Below are 15,573 nucleotides of genomic sequence, written 5' to 3'. Positions count from 1 at the left end.
TGCGCTCAGACTCCTCGAGCGCGCAGCGGCTGGGAATGCCGACTTGCGGTCCGACCTTGTGTGCCGACCTTCGGTCCGACTTGACGCTGAGCTGCACGCCCGGTCGGGCGCGAGAGCTTTCCTAATCGTCGTGGTGCCACGCCGAAAGCAGATGCGTACACGCCGGGAGCAGTTGGTGTGCAGCGTGCCGGTGCGGGTTGTTTGACGCCGATCTCGCCTGCATGCCGGGCGCAGCCGCAGGCACCGCAAAGTTGGATCTACGACGTCCAGGCCGTCGGATCGCCCTGGCTTCTCGCGTTGGCCCCACCAGGACGGCTTGACCTTGTCCCCGAGGCCGTGCTGGCCACCGCCATACGACGTAGCGCCGCGCTGTTTCCGTCGCGACTGACTGACCGCTGCATCGCCGACGCGCAGCGCGCTCCGCGGCAGATGCGGATGCGCGGCCACAGCTCCCGCTGGGTGTGGCGCGTTGTGCTGCTCGTGCTCGGCACCACCCCGCGCACCGTCGACAGCGATCTCATCAAATGGGCCGGCACGTCCTGGACGTCGACGTCGAGGCTCTGCGCCAGCGTGTGGCCGTCTCTCACGACTGAATCATGGCTGCAGCGGGCAGCTGCGGCGGGCCGGGCTGGGCCTCCTCCCAACCGGGTCGCTCCAGAAGCGAAAATTCCGCTATAACGAGCATGCTGTTCCGCTGGCCGACATCGCCCCCTCGGAGTGCCCATGACGACGCAGTTGCGTGACCGTCTCGACCAAATACTCCAAGCTGGCCAGGTCGGCGGTCTGCACGCCGTCGCGGCGGTTCGCGGTGGTCAAACCGTGCTGGAGTACTACAGGGCCGGCGAAGATTTCGCCTGGGGCGACTCGCTGGGCCTCGTCGAGTTCGGGCCCGGGGTCCTGCACGACATCCGGTCCGTCACCAAGAGCGTGACCGTCCTGTTGTACGGCATCGCGCTCGGCGCAGGGCTGGTCCCGCCGCCAGCTGAGCCGCTCCTGCAGCGGTTCCCGCAGTACCCCGACCTGGCGGCCGACCCCCACCGTGCCCGGCTCACCGTCGAGCACGCCCTGACGATGTCGTTGGGGGTGGAATGGCGTGAAGATCTCCCGTACAACAGCCCGGCCAACGCCGAGATCGCGATGGAGCTGGCGCCGGATCGATACCGGTACATCCTGGAGCGGCCGATCCTCGAGCCGCCCGGCGCCCGATGGACCTACTGCGGCGGGGCCACGGCTCTGCTCGGCCGCCTGATCGCCGAGGGCACCGGGCAGTCGCTGCCGCAGTACGGGAAGGCCGTCCTGTTCGCACCGCTGGGCATCGACAGCTTCGAGTGGATGACCGGCGCGGACGGAGTGGCCTCCGCCGCGTCCGGGCTGCGACTCGCGCCCCGCGACCTGGCCAGGATCGGTGAGCTGATGCTGGCCGAGGGCGACTGGGACGGTCAGCGGATCGTCCCCGCCGACTGGATCCGCACGATGCTCCAGCCACGCCTGCAGACCAGCTGGGGCGCGCAGTACGGCTACCAGTGGTACATCGAATCCATCGAGGACCATCGGCTGCTGGCCGGCATGGGCAACGGCGGCCAGCGCCTGTTCGTCCTGCCCGACCTGGACCTCACCGTGGCGGTCACCGCCGGCAACTACGACGACCCCGACCAGTGGCGGACCCCGCTCACGGTTCTGGAACGGGTCATCCTTCCCGCGATGGCTTGATGCACCGCGCCCGCCGGTCAGCCCATCGGCAGGGCGCACATCTGGGCCGGACGTCAGCTCACGCGTGCGGTTGGTACAGCTTCTGCGTTCGCCAGAAAGGCACCCGCGTCACGGCACCCGATCGACATCCGGTCATCGGCAGATGAGGATGGGTTCGCACGGGCGCGTCCTGGCCGGGACAGGCTGGAGCGTCGCGTGCAACGGCTGCTTGCCTTCGAGGAGTTCACCGCCGCGCTACAACTCTTGGGCTGGGGGGAACCGGAGGAGCGCCCCTCCCGCGAAGGGCTGCTGATCCTGCCCGAGCGGGAGATGACGCGTGCCTTGACGGCTGTTCCAGCCGGGAACGACCGCCGGCTGGTGCACGACGCGCTCCAGGTCGGCGCGAACGTCTTCTTGACGCGCGACGTCGGGATCCTCAAAGCCACGGACGCGGTGCGGCCGTTTGGTCTGCTCATCGCGACGCCCGCTGACCTGCTCGAGGAACTGTTCGCCTGCGGGGCTTTCCATTGCTCCCTCGGTCCGCGCTACCTGTACTGGCCGGCACCCGACCAGCAAAGGATCGGACATCTCATCCACGCCCTCGATCCCGACAAACGGCCGTAGCGCGACCGCATCAGCGTCGACAGCCCCACCCGGGTCTGCTGCTGTTTGGCAGGATGCCGCCGTTACCGTACGTCGGTCCGATACACCTCCTGATGTGAGGGGATGCTGTCATGCCTGAAGGGCTACGCAGACCGAACGTCATCACGGCCGGGACGTCGCAGCTCCTCCTCGCCGTGGTCAGTGGAGGCGAGGCCGTTCACCTCGTACGCCGCAACAACCCGCCTGAAGCAGGCCGCGGTGCTTTGTCCGACGCACACTTCTACCAGGCGGACAGCGACCGGGAATTGGTCAAGCGACGATACGACCTCGCGGCGCTGGAGGAACCGGTCTGGGCGCAGACGACGATTTGCGGTCGGGCCTGGTTGGTGATGGCCGGCGGTGATGGCGGACCCGTCAGCCGGTACCGGGAGCCGGCGTTTGCGCCAACGTGTCGACGGTGTCTGGCGTTGATGGACCGTCTGTTCCCGGCTCCTGCGGTCGACGAGCGGGTGCCGGTCGTGGCGCAACTGGTCGTCGACCTGGTGCGGCAGCACGGGTACGCAGAGGTGCGGCGGGTGCCCGGCGACCAACTTTCCGCACTGCGCAAAGCCATTCGATTGCTGATCAAGCAGCAAATAGGCCAGCCGTGTCGGACCTTTGTACACGACGATCTGCTGATGGTGGCGTGCGAGTCGCTCGGCGACCACGAGGCTGAACAGCGGGCAGCCGTCGAAGCTGTCGAAGCAGTGCTCCTGGGGCGAGAACAACTGCCCGCAGTCCGGCCGGTACGGGAATGGGTTGTCTCGTGGAGCGCCTGGAAGCAAGGGTAAGGCAGTCGCTGGGCACCCTCTGCTCTCCCTTGTTCCTGTGCCCGGCTTGCCCATGCTTCTCATCGTGAGCACCGAGGCGCGAAGGAAGGTGACCGATATTGGCGTTCAGGTCCTCAGTTTCTGATGAGTCAGGCGAGCGGCCGTCTAGATGGGTAGCGGTCCCGCAGGCGACGCGCCCTTAATTTGGCTTGGTCGGCAGAGCCATTGGCCACTAGATATCGGCTTGGCCCGGCCATTCGCTGTCGTGGATCTTTGCCCCTTCCGGGGCCGCTCCACACCACGATGTACGGGCAGAAGATGGGGGCGTTCACAGGGCGGGCGGTGAGCTCGACCCACCGTCGCGCCAGGCCGCGGACCGGCGCTGCGTCGGCCTGTCGCGCCGATGCTCGCGGCGCCGGTCGATGTCGTGGCCCGGAGCTCCGGTCTGGCAAACGATCCGCAGTGTGACGGGCCCGGTGGGGTGGCGAAGCGGATTGGTCGACCAGGCTGAGTCAGTGTGGGAGAGACGCGCCGGCGAGGACGGTGATGACGCCGATGGCGGCGGCGGTGGTGAGTGTCAGTACGGGGCCGCGGCGCAGTGCGAGCATGAGGACCGCGGCGCCGGCGAGGATGGCGTACTGCCAGGGTTGGGTGAGGGCCTGGGTGAGGGGGACGGCCGAGCCGAGGATGGCGCCGATGGCGGCCGGGCCGGCGCCGTCGAGGAAGGCTCGCACGTGGGGGTTTCCGCGGAGCCGGTCGAAGCGGTGGGCGCCGAGCAGGATGAACGCGAAGGATGGGCTGAACGCTACGGCGGAGGCCAGTAGTCCGCCGCCGAGTCCTGCGGCGGCGTAACCGACGACCGCGACGGTATGGACGACGGGGCCGGGGGTGACCTGGCCGAGGGCGACCGCGTTGAGGAACTGCCCGGAGGTCATCCAGTGGTGGTGATCGACGGCGTCGGCCTGCATGAGCGGGACGATGACGAAGCCGCCGCCGTAGGAGAGGGCGCCGACTTTGAGCGCGACCCAGGCGATCGACACCAGTACCCCGCCGCCGAACCCGGCCGCTGCCAGCACCGGAACCGCCGGGGCCGGGCCGCGACGCCGTGGCGTCGGCAGGCGTTGCGCGATCCGCTCGACGATGCCGCAGGCGATGAGCAGGAGCACGAGCCAGGGGCCGATCGTGACGGCGGCGACCGCGCCGAGCAGGAGGTAGAGCGTCCAGCGGTGTCGGCTGCTGTGTTGCGTCGCTCGTTGCCAACTGGCGGGGACGAGGCTGGTCCCGGCGTGCACGGCGACGGCGGCGACGGCAGCTCCGGCTCCGGCTCCGGCCGCCTTGACCCATAGCGGCGGATTGCCGAGGAACAGCACCGCGAGGGCGAGGATGAGGATCAGGCCGGGGACGATGAACGCGGCTCCGCCAACGAGGGCGCCAGTTCGTCCTCGCACCCGCCAGGCGCAGAAGATCGCGAGCTGGGTGGAGGCCGGACCGGGCAGCAGGTTGCAGGCGACGACGGCGTCTTCGAATTCCTGCGCGTCCAGCCATTTGCGGTCCTCGACGCAGAGTTTGCGCAGCAGCGCGATGTGCGCGGGCGGTCCGCCGAAGCCGATGCAGCCGATCCGCCCCCACTCCTTGAGCACGGTGCTGAGCCGGGCCGGTGGTGGTGCGGTGATGGTGTCGCGGGTCATTCAGGCGGCTGCCGGCTGGAAGAGTTCGACGGGGTTGCCGGCCGGGTCGTCCAGGACGATCTGCTGGCCACCGGGTCCTTTGACGACGTCGCTGCGGAACTTGACTCCGGCGGCCCGGAGCCTCGCGACTTCGGCGGTGATGTCGTCGACGAGGAGATGGATGCGGTTCCAGCCGCCGGGGTGCGGGGTGCTCCCGTCTGGCATCGGCCGTCCGGCGGAGCTGGCCGGTCCGGACAACAGCAGGCGAAGGTTGCCGCGACGCACGTCGGCGAACGCGGGCAGGAAGGCGGTGTTGCGGATGAAGCCGAGGTGGGTGGTGTAGAAGTCGAGGGCGGCCTGGACGTCGTCGACGAGGTAGCGGACGTGGACGGTGCTGTCGGCCGAGCTGCTCATGATGCCTCCGATGCTTGGTGGGCGGCGATGCGGTGCAGCAGGAACCCGATGCGCTCATCAAGTTCGGTGGCGGTGCGTACGAAGGCGGGCAGACCCTCCGGGTCGCGGGCCGGGTCCGGCATGCTCCAATGCGTGGCCTGCGGGTGGCCCGGAAGCTCGGGGCAGATCTCTCGGACCCGATCGCACAGGGTGATGACGTAATCGAAGTGTTGGCCGGTGTATTCGTCGAGATGCTTCGGGCGGGCGTCTCCAAGTTCGGGGAACAGCTCTATCGCGGACGGATGCACAGCTTTGGGGTGGCTGCCGGCGCTGCGGGCCTCGACGGTGCTGCCGGCGGCGCGCCGCAGCAGTGTCTCGGCCATCTGGGAACGGGAGCTGTTGCCGGTGCACAGGAACAGCACGCTCGCCCGCAGATGGGGTGGTGGCAGCGGCCGGGTCATCCGCAGCGCGGGGTGCAGCGCCGCGCCAGTCGCGGTGAGCATGTTGCCGCAGCGTACGAGGTCGAGACGGTAGTAGATGTCGCGACCGTCGGCGGTGCTGCGCCGCGTGCTGACCAGTTCCGCCTTGCGCAGCAGTCCCAGGTGGTAGGAGACGAGGTTCTGTGGCTGATTGAGCAGTGCGGTCAACTCCTGCACCTGCCGGTCGCTGGTGGCGAGTTCGCTCAACAGTTGCCAGCGGACCGGATGACCGGCGGCGTGCAGGAACGCTGTCGGGTCTACCGCGTCGCGGTGCTGGTGACGGGCCACCCCCGCAGAATACATCAAATTCATTTGATGGTGTTCCGGGTGTTCCTGGGGATCACCAGCCCGGACTCGTAGGCGAGCACAACCAGTTGGGCGCGGTCGCGGGCGTGCATTTTGGTCATGGCGCGGTTGATGTGGGTCTTGGCGGTCACCGGGCTGATTCCCATCCGTTCCGCGATCTCGTCGTTGGACAGGCCGTGCGCGGCCAAGGCGACGGCTTCACGTTCGCGGGTGGTCAGGTGTGCCAGCGCGGCGTTGTTGGAGGGTGGCGGCTGGGTGACGTACCGATCGATCAGTTTGCGGGTGATCGAGGGTGCGAGCAGGGCGTCGCCGCGTGCGGCGACGCGGATGGCCGGCAGGAAGTCTTCCGGCAGGATGTCCTTGACGAGGAAGCCGGCCGCGCCGGCCCGCAGGGCGTTGAAGACATATTCGTCCAGGCCATAGTTGGTCAGGATGACGACGTGGACGGCGGCCAGGGCCGGGTCCGCCGCGATCCGGCGGGTCACCTCGATCCCGTCGAGGATGGGCATCTGGACGTCGATGAGCGCGACGTCGGGCAGGTGCTCTCTGGCCAGCGCCACCCCCTCACGGCCGTCGGCGGCCTCGGCCACCACCGTGATGTCGTCCTCGGCGTCGAGCAGGGCGCGGAACCCGCTGCGGATGAGCGGCTGGTCGTCGACCAGCAGGACCCGGATCACGACGCCCGCTCCACGGGTAGTTCGGCGTGCACCCTGAAGCCGCCCTCGCTGCGCGCTCCGGCGCGGAGCCGTCCGCCCAGAGCGGTCACCCGCTCCCGCATCCCGAGCAGCCCGACCCCGGGCGCCAGCCCGGACTCCGGCGTGGCCGTGCCGTCGTCATCGACCTGGACGACGACCGCGTCGGGGCGATACTCGACACGGACCGACGCGGTGACGGCCGCGGCGTGCCGGGTGATGTTGGTCAGTGACTCCTGCACGATCCGGTACGCAGTCCGGTCCACGCTGACCGGGACACCGCTGCGGCGGCCCTCGATCGTCAACGACGCGGCCAGACCTGTCGTACGGGCCCGCTGCACCAGGTCCGAGATCTGGTCGAGCCCGTGCGGCGCGGTGCTGCCGTCCTCGCGCAGCGCTTCCAGGGTCGCGCGTAGTTCCCGGGACGCCTCACGACCGGCGTCCCGGATCGCCAGCAGCGCGTCCGGCACCGATTCGCCCCGCTTCTGGGCCAGGTGCACGACGGTTTCGGCCTGCACCTTGATCACCGAGATCTGGTGGGTGAGGGTGTCGTGCAGCTCCCGCGCGATGTGCAGCCGCTCTTCGTCGGCGCGGCGCAGCGCGATCTCCTCGCGGGTGCGTTCGGCCTCGTCCGCCCGTCGCTCGGCTTGGCGCAGCGCCTCGCCCGCCGCACCCGCGGCGATCAGCCAGGCCAGCTCAAGAACACCCCTGGCCTGTGCGAACGCCTCGCCCGCGGGCAGACCCGAGGTCATCGCCGCCACGGGGAGAGCGGCCAGCATGAGCACGCTCGTCACCACGGTCACGGTCCGGTGCCCGGCCCGCACCGCCGCGTAGACCGCGACCAGATACGCGACCGCGAACACGTCGAACCCGGCCGCCTGATAGCCCGTCGCGCACACCCCGGCCACGACCAGGACAACGACTGGAGCCCGCCGCCGCGCGACCAGCGCCAGACCGCCGGCGCCCAGCAGGACGACGCCGAGCGGGTCGAGGCCGGTGGCGGAGCGCTCCCCGGACAGCCCGCTGATCAGCAGGATCGCCGCTACCCCGGCCGCAATCAGCCAGTCCCGGACACCGATCCGTGCGCTGCTCATGCGCGCACCCTAGCCGGACACCCGCCCGGGGTGAGTCGTGCGAGCGAAGGACCCTCCCCTACCGCGTACGCAGTACCTTCCCGGCTCGCGCCCGCATCCGCAGCAGCCGGGGCCCACGACCGCAGCAGCATGACATGACCACGCCGGCACGACGCCAGACGGCGAACCGCCGGACAGGATCAGGCGACAGGAGTTCACGCCAGACGAAGGAGCACCTCATGCCCATCAGCGACCTGCTCGCCGCGTCCACAGTCGACGCATCCACCCTAACCAGCGACCGCATCGTGGCCACCGCAGCCGCCATGGTGGCGCTGGCCGGCACGATCATCGGCGGACTGGCGCTGGGCCGCCCCACCAGCCGCAGCGGGAAGCGGAGATCAGCCGTGGCCCTGATCGCGGGAGTGACCGGCGTGCTCGTCGGCGGGCTGGTGGTGGCTACCGCCGACGGAGGACCCGGCACCGGCAACGGCATCGTCGGCGGCTACGCAGCCCTGGTCCTCGGCCTGCTCGCCGCACTGCTCGGCGGACTCGCCTTCGCCCGGATCCGCCGCACCGCCTGAAACCAAACCACTGGCCCTTGGGACGAAGAGCCGCCCAGTTTGATGGAAGAGAGCCCTGGGCAGGTTGACCGCGCGTATTCACGCACGGGCCGGGGGTGGCGCGCGCCGAATCGAGGTGGAGGCAACGCGCTCGCCTCCGAGCTACCGCCGCGCGCCTGTCCTCGGCGCGGGAAATCACTTGTTGCGAGGAGTTGGGGTTTGCGGTGGAGCCGACGCGCCGGGGTTCGTCGCCGCGGCGGGGTTCCGGGTGGCGGCCCGGCGGGATCGGAGGAGTTGGATTCCGATCGGTAGGACGGAGACCACGACGATGCTGATCAGGATGATCTCGATGTTGGCCTTGACGAACGCGATCTGGCCGAGGAAGTAGCCCAGGACGGTGACGCCGACGCCCCAGAGGGTCCCGCCGATGATGTTGTAGATCAGGAACGTCCGGTAGTGCATCCGGCTGACGCCGGCGATGATCGGGGTGAACGTCCGCACGATCGGCACGAACCGGGCCAGCACCACGGAACGGGCTCCGTGGCGGTCGAAGAAGTCGTTGGCTCGGTGCACGTTCTCCTGTTTGAACAGGCGGGAGTTGGGTCGGCGGAACAGGCTCGGGCCGATTCGCTTGCCGAACAGGTAGCCCACCTGGTCCCCGGCGATCGCGGCGACGGCCACCAGCAGGCAGAGCAGCCAGAGCGCTTGGTGCAGGTAGTGGCCGTCGGCGACGAGTAGCCCGGCGGTGAACAGCAGCGAGTCACCGGGCAGGAAGAAGCCGATGAGCAGCCCTGACTCGGCGAAGATGATCGCGAGGATGCCGATCAGCCCGAAGGTGGAGATCAACCACTCCGGGTCGAGGAAGCTGGGACCCGCAGCCGCCGAGGCGAGGGACGGTGACACAGAAGACCTCCGGGAGGGGTGTGGTGAGTAGTCGGGCGGGGCGGGCGGGCGAGGGTGCTCAGTGGTTGCTGGCGGCGGCCCGTGGACGCTGGTGGTGGGCGCGCTGATCGCGGACGCGTGCGGCAAGCGCGATGGTCAGGACAGCTGCCCCGCCGATGACCGCGCCGGCGAGGATGTCGGCTGGGTAGTGCACGCCCGCCCAGACTCGGGCGAATCCGATGACGGTGGCCAGCACCGAGAGCAGTAGTCCCCAGCGCCGGGACAGGAACACTCCGACGGCGAAGGCCACCGCGAAAGCCGCGGTGGCGTGGTCGCTGGGCAGCGATCCTCCTGGGTCGTGTGGGATCAGCTGATGCACGGGATGGGTCTGAAACGGGCGGACCTCGGTGTTGGCAAGTGCGAGCAGCTGACCGGTGGCGAATGCCAGGGCCAGCGACGCCGCGACGCGGACGAGTAGCGGCCAACCATGCGAGCTCAGGCCGAGCAGCAGCGCGACCGTCGCCAGGGCGCCGAGGAGGTAGATCAGCCAGACGGCGCACCACTCCAGCACGTCGTCGAGCGGATCATGGTGTCCGGCAGCTGCGTTGATGAGGTGAAACAGGTGGTAGTTCATCGGGCGTCCGATCCCGTGGCCGACCCGGCTCCCTTCGACCGGCTGAGCCCAGCCAATCTGTTCGCGACTGAGAGGACCCTGAAAGGCGAGGCCACCGGTAGTCGCGCACGCCCTGGGGGTCAGTCGCTCGGGTCGCTGTCCCCGGTCAACGGCAGTCGGATCTGGATCGTCATTCCGGGGCCAGGCAGCACCCGCACGGTCCCGCCGTGCGCCGCGACGATCTCGCGGGTGATCGGCAGGCCCAAGCCGCTTCCGCCGTCGGCGCGCGTTCTGCTTTCGTCGAGCCGGACGAACCGTTCGAAGATTCGTTCCCGCTGGGCGGCGGGCACGCCCGGCCCGTCGTCGGTGACCTCCAGGCAACCCCACCCGTCCTCGGCCCGGACCCGTAGGAGCACCTCGTGGCGTGCGTGGTGGGCGGCGTTGTCAGCGAGGTTGCGCAGCGCCCGCCCGAGGTCGTGGGCGTCGCCGGTCACCCGCACTGGGGTGAGCTGGGTGCGGACGGTCAGGTCCGGTCGGCGGGCGCAGAGGTGCTCCCGCTCGGTGTAGGCCAGGTCGTCGAGGTCGACGTCCTCACAGCTCAGGGCGAGGCCGTGTTCGTCGATGCGGGCGAGGAGCAGCAGATCGGCGATCAGCCGACCCAGTCGCTGCGACTCGCGGCGCATCAGCCGGACGAGGTTGTCGTTCGCGCCGGGCAGGGGTGTCATGGTGAGGCGGTCGAGGCCGGCCTGCAGGGTTGCCAGAGGGCTGCGCAGTTCGTGGCTGGCGTCGGCGACGAACCGCCGTTGGCTGGTCGCCGCCGTCTGCAGTCGGTCGAGCATGCTGTTCATCGTCTGCGCGAGTGCCGCCACCTCGTCGTGGGCTTGGGGCACCGGCACCCGGGCGTGCAGGTCGCGGGCGGTGATGCCCGCTACCCGACGGCGGATCGCCTCCACCGGGCGCAGCGACCGGCCGATGAACAGGAACACGGCCGCGCCGATCAGCAGCAGCATCGCCGGCAACCCGATGACCAGGATCGCGGCGATCACCTCGGTGCTCTCGTGGACTGGTCGCAACGACTGGGCCACCAGCACCGTCCGGGTGCCCGAGCTGGTGCCGACACCAATCGCGACCACCCGATAGGCGTCATCGTCTGCGAAGGGCAACGTCCGCTGTTCCCGGAGCGTCTGACCGGCGGCCGGGCGCAGCCGGGACAGGGGCACGGCACCGTCGAGCGTCGGCGACGCTGCCTGCACCGCGCCCGAGGGCGCCAGTACCTGCACCAGGCTCTGCTCCCCCGGGCTGGGCTTCAACGTCTGGGCGATGGCCTCGGAGTCGCCGCCAGCTACCGCTGTGGCCACCTCGGCGGCGCGTTGGCGGGCAGCCGCGTCTACGGTGCGGACCAGGTTGGCGCGGGCCAGGTAGATGAAGACGGCCGCGCCGATCCCGAAGACCACCGCCACCACCGTGGTGGCGGCCAGCGCCGAACGCAGCCGCACGCCCAGGTGGCGGCGTGCCCACCGGGTGGGGGCCCGCAACGAGGTGAGCGGGGTGGCCATATCCGCAGCCTAGGGTCCTCGGGGCTGAGAAGGCGCTGAGAGACGGCCGGGGTGGTGCGACTGTACCGCCGCCGGTCTCGATCATCCGCTGCGTGCGGTCTCCGGACCGGTGTCACGGGCTCCCCGGACCGCGATGAGCACCATCCCGGCGACGAACACCGCGCCGGCGCAGAGTGCGCCGCCGAGGTCGTGCGGCGGTCGAGCGGGCCACAGCCACGGCGTGGTCAGCGCCGGCCCGTGCCACTGCGTGTACAGCGCGTAGAGGGCGATCATGAGGTAGGTGGTAGGGCCGGCCCATGCCTGCGCGCCGCCGAACAGGGCAGCGCACAGCAAGCCGATGCCGACCAGCCCGACCGTGTTGCGCAGCACCCCTACCGTGCCGCCGGCCAGGTGTGCACCGGCTCCAGCGGCGGCCAGGGCACTGACGGCGGCGACGGTCAGCGCCAGCGTGGTGGTCAGCCGCAACCACGGTAACCAGCGGCCGGTGACGCGTTCCGGCTCGCCGAGCAGACTGGTGGCGGTGACAGCGATGGCCACGGCGCACCCGGTCTCGAAGATCAGCGGCAACTGCAGCGCCCCGTATGCCTCCCACTGCCACCGCAGGGCGACCCGCAGTCCGATGGCGCAGGCCGCCACTGCCGCCAGGGCCGCGGGGACGCGGCGGCTGGCCAGGTGCAGGCGAGCCAGCCGCAGCGCGGCGCGGATGGGCACGCCCGGTGCGACCGGGTGCGGGCGCTGACGGGTTTGGGCCCCGGTCATGGCAGCTGCTCCAGGGTGAGCTGGCCCGCTCGCAGCGCCGCGACGTGCTCCATCAGCCAGGCGTGCCGGGCAGCAGCCGGCAGCGCGGCCAGCCGCTGCGCCGCGGCGGCGGTGGGACTACCGGGCGGAAGGGTGGAGGTGCCCAGGATGGCCTCCGTGACCGCCTGCTGTGCGGGGCTCGCGTTGCGGCCGCCGCCGACGACGCTGTTCACGATGCTGTGGGTGGCGTCCACGCGTAGCTCGGCAACAAGTTCGTCGGTGGCCGTCTGCTGGGGCAGGAGCAGGTGGAACACCGGTGATGTGCCGCTCGTAGGAGGGCCAGCCCGACTGATGCTGACGCGATTGTCGGGCCCCTGTTCATATCTGGCGGCGGCCTGGCTGATCCGCGCTGGCGCGCCGGGCAGGCCCGCCAGTTCGGTGAGCACCGGTTCGAGGGCTTGCGTCACGGCGGGTAGGTAGCCGGTGTAGGCGGGGTGCAGGCAGACCGGGATCGGGGTGTGGCTGCAGACCGGCGTGTAGCGCACCGGCCGGTCGTTGCCCGCGTTGTGCAGTAGCGGGATGGCGATCATGCCGTGGGCGTCGAGGCGGCCGGTGCCGGCCAGCGCAACCGCGGTTGCCGCCGTCAGTAGTCCGGCCGCGGTGATGGCTGCCGCGCACCGACGTAGCTGCCGTCCGCCGGCGTCGGTGGGCAGGCCGAGGGGGCCTAGCAGCGCTGCGGTCAGGCCGGCGAGGAACAGCACCTGCGCGATCGGAAGGTCGGGCAGGTAGCGGTAGAAGGTCGCCACACCCGGGTTAGGCCCGATCTCCCAGGGGCCGGCCACCAACGGCGAGATCTGCCAGTACGAGTCGTCGCCGTGAATGAACTGCAGGCTGATCTGCAGCGCGAGGAACACGCCGATCGCGACCAACGGGGCGGTGAACCGGCTGGGGCGGAGCACCCCGGCTGTGAACCCGAGCGCGGCGAACGCCGGCATGCTCACGACGCCCACCACGGCCGGCCACCACAACGGCCCACCCCAGGCACCCTGCCACCCGGTCACCCCGTACAGGACACCCACGCATCCCAGGTAGGCGACGATCGCCCAGCAGGTGGTCGCGGCCCAGGTCGCGAGCTGGCGCGCCCACCGCGGCCGGGCCGTGCCGATCACCATGTCGGCCATGCCGTGACGGCGCTCCCGCCAGCCCAGCCACGCGGCGGCGCCGACCACCGTCGGTGCGAAGACCGTCAGGGCGGTCGTCTGCATGGCCATGGCCCGGACGTTCCACAACGGCGGGGCGCCCATGCTCGGCCGGTAGGTGATGAACCAGAACAACGTTGCGAGCAGCGGCAGCATCCACAGCATCGCGCTGCGGCGCATCTCCAGCCGCAGCAGCCCACCCGTCACGGTGAGCGCCGGGCGCGTACGACGGGCCGGTTCGTCAGACGCCGGCACTAGTACTGACGCGGCGCTCACGTGCGCGCCTGCGCCAGCACCGCGCTGTAACCGCGCTCCAGCGGAGCATCGCCGGCTGCGGCGGTCCCCTCCGCGCGCGCGGTCAACTCCTCCGGCGTCCCCTGGAAGACGATCTTTCCCCGGTCCATCAGGGCGACCTGGCCGCAGGCGGCACCGACATCCTCGACGAGGTGCGTGCTGACCATGACGGTCGCGCGCTGCCCAAGATCACGCAGCAGAGCCCGGAACGCCACCCGCTGCTCGGGATCCAACCCTGCGGTCGGCTCGTCCAGCAGGAGCAGTTCGGGGTCGTTGACGATGGCCTGCGCGATCCCTACCCGGCGCAGCATCCCACCGGAGAGCGTGCGGAGCTTCGCCGTCGCCTTGTCGCCCAAACCCACGCGCTCAACCGCGGCCGCGACCGCGTGGTGCACACGCGCCGGCGGCATCTCCTTGAGCAGCGCGAAATACTCGACGAACTCCACGACGGTGAACCGCGGGTAGTAGCCGAGTTGCTGCGGCACGTAGCCGAGGCGGCGCCGGATCTGCCGGCGCTGCCCGTACTGGCCGGGGTCGCGGCCGAGCAGCCGGATCCGACCCGAGGTCGGTGCGATCACCGTGGCCATCATCCGCAACAGCGATGTCTTTCCCGCCCCGTTCGGTCCCAACAGACCGAACACTCCCGGGCCGGTCTGCATCGTCACCCCGGCCACCGCCTCGGCGCGGCCGAATCGCCGGGTGAGATCGCTGATCTCGACGTTCATGACGTTCCTCTCGGGGTCCGGGTCGAGTAGACGACGACCGCCGCGCAGCAGGAGGCGAACGTCAGGTAGGCGGGCCATAGCGTGGTGTCGGTGACCGCGGCGGTGAGTCGACCGGCGGCCACCTGCCCGGACAGGACGGTGATCGTCCAGCCGAGCAGCCCTGCGGCCACGCCCACGTTCGCCGAGCGGGCGACGGTCGCGGCGGCGAGGGCCAGCGCGCACAGCGCGGTCATCGGGACCAGCCAGCCAAGCGTGACCGCCGTGGCTGATCCCGAGGCGGCCGAAGCGGCCAGCCCGAGCGCGGCGTTCACGCCGAACACCGCCAGCGCCCGGACCAGCAGCACCAGGCGGTCGCTGACCGCCATGCTGCACGACAGCTCCCACGCGGGGTCGATCCCCGGGCCGTAGGCGAAGGCGATGCCCACGGCGGCGACCGCGGGCGCGAGGAGAGCCACGTACGGGGTTCCGGTGCTCAGCGTGGCGAGCAGCCCGGCGAGCAGCACCACCGCGGTGGCGATGACCCACCCGAGCAGCAGCGACGGCGTCGTCACCAACGCCCGGGCCAGGCCCGGCGAGTGCAGCAGGTGCCTCGCCAGCCGCTCCACCGCCCCGGGATGGCGACGCCACACCTGCGCGGCCACCCCGACCCAGACCCGACCAAGATCGACGTCGTCTGGCCCCGGGCTCCGTTCCTGGGGCTCGTGGGCCTGGGGCGTTCCGTCACCGCTGGTCATTGCCCACCTCCGTCGCGCGCCGGTTCGTGGCGCCGCAGAGCAGCGCGCATCAACCGGCGAATCTGGTACGCGCGGCTCTTCACCGTCCCCGCGGGAACACCCATCAGCTCCGCCACCTCAGCCACGGATTTGTCCTCGACGTACATCAGCCGCCAGGTTTCGCGGTGCAGGCTGCCCTCCGGCCCCAACACCTTCACCGCGTCGGCAAGCTCGGCCCTGGACAGCGCCGCGTCAGCCGGGTCTGCGACGTGCCGGTCATCGGTGTCGGCCAGGGCGGAGAGCAGGAGTGCGGGTTGCCCGCGTCGGCGCAGCCACAGCGCGGCCTGGCGGCGGGCTATCCCCCACAGCCAACCGCCGGCACCCTCACGTCGGTACGCCGCAGCTCCCCGCCAAGCGGCCAGGAAGGTTTCCTGCAGGACGTCCTCCACGTCGGGGGGCGGCAGCGCCGCGCGCAGCCGAACAGCCAGCCACGGGGCGTGCCGCGAGAACAGTTCCCGCAGCGCGCTCTCGTCACCGCCAGCCATCGCAGCGATCAGATCCTCGTTGTCCATCGCCACTACT

At 70.5% G+C, this 15,573-nt stretch carries 17 protein-coding genes; 4 read left to right on the top strand and 13 right to left on the bottom strand.

The window, feature by feature from the left end; genetic code table 11:
- Positions 1 to 723 precede the first annotated feature (723 nt).
- From OG598_RS04320 to OG598_RS04310, 3 genes are all read left to right on the top strand, one after another.
- Entirely contained in the window at positions 724 to 1,710 is a 987-nt protein-coding gene (locus OG598_RS04320) for a serine hydrolase domain-containing protein (protein ID WP_328653114.1), read from the top strand.
- A gap of 195 nt (positions 1,711 to 1,905) precedes the next feature.
- Positions 1,906 to 2,313 carry a hypothetical protein gene (locus OG598_RS04315; protein ID WP_328653113.1) on the top strand — a complete coding sequence of 136 codons (408 nt, stop codon included), beginning with the start codon at positions 1,906 to 1,908 and terminating at the stop codon, positions 2,311 to 2,313.
- Between the two features lie 110 nt (positions 2,314 to 2,423).
- Entirely contained in the window at positions 2,424 to 3,122 is a 699-nt protein-coding gene (locus OG598_RS04310; protein ID WP_328653112.1) for a hypothetical protein, read from the top strand.
- Between the two features lie 491 nt (positions 3,123 to 3,613).
- Here the strand turns inward: OG598_RS04310 and chrA are convergent, their stop codons facing one another.
- The 5 genes from chrA to OG598_RS04285 are packed head-to-tail and all read right to left on the bottom strand — an operon-like array spanning position 3,614 to position 7,732.
- On the bottom strand, positions 3,614 to 4,789 hold the full coding sequence (gene chrA / locus OG598_RS04305; protein WP_328653111.1) for a chromate efflux transporter: 1,176 nt from the start codon (positions 4,787 to 4,789) through the stop codon (positions 3,614 to 3,616).
- Positions 4,790 to 5,182 carry a VOC family protein gene (locus OG598_RS04300; RefSeq protein WP_328653110.1) on the bottom strand — a complete coding sequence of 131 codons (393 nt, stop codon included), beginning with the start codon at positions 5,180 to 5,182 and terminating at the stop codon, positions 4,790 to 4,792.
- Positions 5,179 to 5,928: a metalloregulator ArsR/SmtB family transcription factor gene (locus OG598_RS04295; RefSeq protein ID WP_328653109.1), complete on the bottom strand. Its 750-nt coding sequence runs from the start codon at positions 5,926 to 5,928 to the stop codon at positions 5,179 to 5,181. The genes OG598_RS04300 and OG598_RS04295 overlap by 4 nt, the downstream gene beginning before the upstream one ends.
- A 20-nt stretch (positions 5,929 to 5,948) precedes the next feature.
- The gene (locus OG598_RS04290; protein WP_328653108.1) at positions 5,949 to 6,623 is read right to left on the bottom strand and encodes a response regulator transcription factor; all 675 of its coding nucleotides are present in this window, start codon (positions 6,621 to 6,623) and stop codon (positions 5,949 to 5,951) included.
- Positions 6,620 to 7,732 carry a sensor histidine kinase gene (locus OG598_RS04285; RefSeq protein WP_328653107.1) on the bottom strand — a complete coding sequence of 371 codons (1,113 nt, stop codon included), beginning with the start codon at positions 7,730 to 7,732 and terminating at the stop codon, positions 6,620 to 6,622. The genes OG598_RS04290 and OG598_RS04285 overlap by 4 nt, the downstream gene beginning before the upstream one ends.
- Before the next feature lie 218 nt (positions 7,733 to 7,950).
- Here OG598_RS04285 and OG598_RS04280 point away from each other — a divergent pair, with 218 nt between their 5' ends.
- The gene (locus OG598_RS04280; protein ID WP_328653106.1) at positions 7,951 to 8,292 is read left to right on the top strand and encodes a DUF6223 family protein; all 342 of its coding nucleotides are present in this window, start codon (positions 7,951 to 7,953) and stop codon (positions 8,290 to 8,292) included.
- A gap of 174 nt (positions 8,293 to 8,466) precedes the next feature.
- Here the strand turns inward: OG598_RS04280 and OG598_RS04275 are convergent, their stop codons facing one another.
- From OG598_RS04275 to OG598_RS04240, 8 genes are all read right to left on the bottom strand, one after another.
- Positions 8,467 to 9,174 (bottom strand): DedA family protein, encoded by a 708-nt coding sequence (locus tag OG598_RS04275; RefSeq protein ID WP_328653105.1) that lies wholly within the window; start codon positions 9,172 to 9,174, stop codon positions 8,467 to 8,469.
- 58 nt (positions 9,175 to 9,232) lie between these two features.
- A complete protein-coding gene (locus OG598_RS04270) occupies positions 9,233 to 9,787 on the bottom strand; it encodes a phosphatase PAP2 family protein (protein ID WP_328653104.1) in 555 nt (184 codons plus the stop codon).
- 119 nt (positions 9,788 to 9,906) lie between these two features.
- Positions 9,907 to 11,322 (bottom strand): sensor histidine kinase, encoded by a 1,416-nt coding sequence (locus tag OG598_RS04265; protein WP_328653103.1) that lies wholly within the window; start codon positions 11,320 to 11,322, stop codon positions 9,907 to 9,909.
- A gap of 81 nt (positions 11,323 to 11,403) precedes the next feature.
- The gene (locus OG598_RS04260; protein WP_328653102.1) at positions 11,404 to 12,081 is read right to left on the bottom strand and encodes a hypothetical protein; all 678 of its coding nucleotides are present in this window, start codon (positions 12,079 to 12,081) and stop codon (positions 11,404 to 11,406) included.
- Positions 12,078 to 13,535: a hypothetical protein gene (locus tag OG598_RS04255; protein ID WP_328653101.1), complete on the bottom strand. Its 1,458-nt coding sequence runs from the start codon at positions 13,533 to 13,535 to the stop codon at positions 12,078 to 12,080. Before OG598_RS04255 ends, OG598_RS04260 begins: the two co-directional genes overlap by 4 nt.
- Positions 13,532 to 14,278 carry an ATP-binding cassette domain-containing protein gene (locus OG598_RS04250; protein WP_328653100.1) on the bottom strand — a complete coding sequence of 249 codons (747 nt, stop codon included), beginning with the start codon at positions 14,276 to 14,278 and terminating at the stop codon, positions 13,532 to 13,534. The genes OG598_RS04255 and OG598_RS04250 overlap by 4 nt, the downstream gene beginning before the upstream one ends.
- Positions 14,275 to 15,012, bottom strand: a complete 738-nt coding sequence (locus OG598_RS04245) for a hypothetical protein (protein WP_328653099.1) — start codon at positions 15,010 to 15,012, stop codon at positions 14,275 to 14,277. Before OG598_RS04245 ends, OG598_RS04250 begins: the two co-directional genes overlap by 4 nt.
- Complete coding sequence (locus OG598_RS04240; protein ID WP_328653098.1) at positions 15,009 to 15,563, bottom strand: RNA polymerase sigma factor; 555 nt, start codon at positions 15,561 to 15,563, stop codon at positions 15,009 to 15,011. The genes OG598_RS04245 and OG598_RS04240 overlap by 4 nt, the downstream gene beginning before the upstream one ends.
- Between the last annotated feature and the right edge of the window lie 10 nt (positions 15,564 to 15,573).

It is taken from the genome of Micromonospora sp. NBC_00330, assembly GCF_036136635.1.
Lineage (GTDB): Bacteria > Actinomycetota > Actinomycetes > Mycobacteriales > Micromonosporaceae > Micromonospora > Micromonospora salmantinae.
The sequence above is the reverse complement of the archived record's forward strand: the minus strand, read 5'-3'. Positions and strand labels throughout refer to the sequence as shown.

Excerpts from the sequence above, each read along its gene's own strand:
- OG598_RS04265 (WP_328653103.1), bottom strand. The coding sequence starts at position 11,322 with ATGGCCACCCCGCTCACCTCGTTGCGGGCCCCCACCCGGTGGGCACGC.
- OG598_RS04250 (WP_328653100.1), bottom strand. The coding sequence starts at position 14,278 with ATGAACGTCGAGATCAGCGATCTCACCCGGCGATTCGGCCGCGCCGAG.
- OG598_RS04245 (WP_328653099.1), bottom strand. The coding sequence starts at position 15,012 with ATGACCAGCGGTGACGGAACGCCCCAGGCCCACGAGCCCCAGGAACGG.
- OG598_RS04310 (WP_328653112.1), top strand. The coding sequence starts at position 2,424 with ATGCCTGAAGGGCTACGCAGACCGAACGTCATCACGGCCGGGACGTCG.
- chrA (WP_328653111.1), bottom strand. The coding sequence starts at position 4,789 with ATGACCCGCGACACCATCACCGCACCACCACCGGCCCGGCTCAGCACC.
- OG598_RS04270 (WP_328653104.1), bottom strand. The coding sequence starts at position 9,787 with ATGAACTACCACCTGTTTCACCTCATCAACGCAGCTGCCGGACACCAT.
- OG598_RS04320 (WP_328653114.1), top strand. The coding sequence starts at position 724 with ATGACGACGCAGTTGCGTGACCGTCTCGACCAAATACTCCAAGCTGGC.
- OG598_RS04260 (WP_328653102.1), bottom strand. The coding sequence starts at position 12,081 with ATGACCGGGGCCCAAACCCGTCAGCGCCCGCACCCGGTCGCACCGGGC.
- OG598_RS04280 (WP_328653106.1), top strand. The coding sequence starts at position 7,951 with ATGCCCATCAGCGACCTGCTCGCCGCGTCCACAGTCGACGCATCCACC.
- OG598_RS04300 (WP_328653110.1), bottom strand. The coding sequence starts at position 5,182 with ATGAGCAGCTCGGCCGACAGCACCGTCCACGTCCGCTACCTCGTCGAC.
- OG598_RS04285 (WP_328653107.1), bottom strand. The coding sequence starts at position 7,732 with ATGAGCAGCGCACGGATCGGTGTCCGGGACTGGCTGATTGCGGCCGGG.
- OG598_RS04240 (WP_328653098.1), bottom strand. The coding sequence starts at position 15,563 with ATGGACAACGAGGATCTGATCGCTGCGATGGCTGGCGGTGACGAGAGC.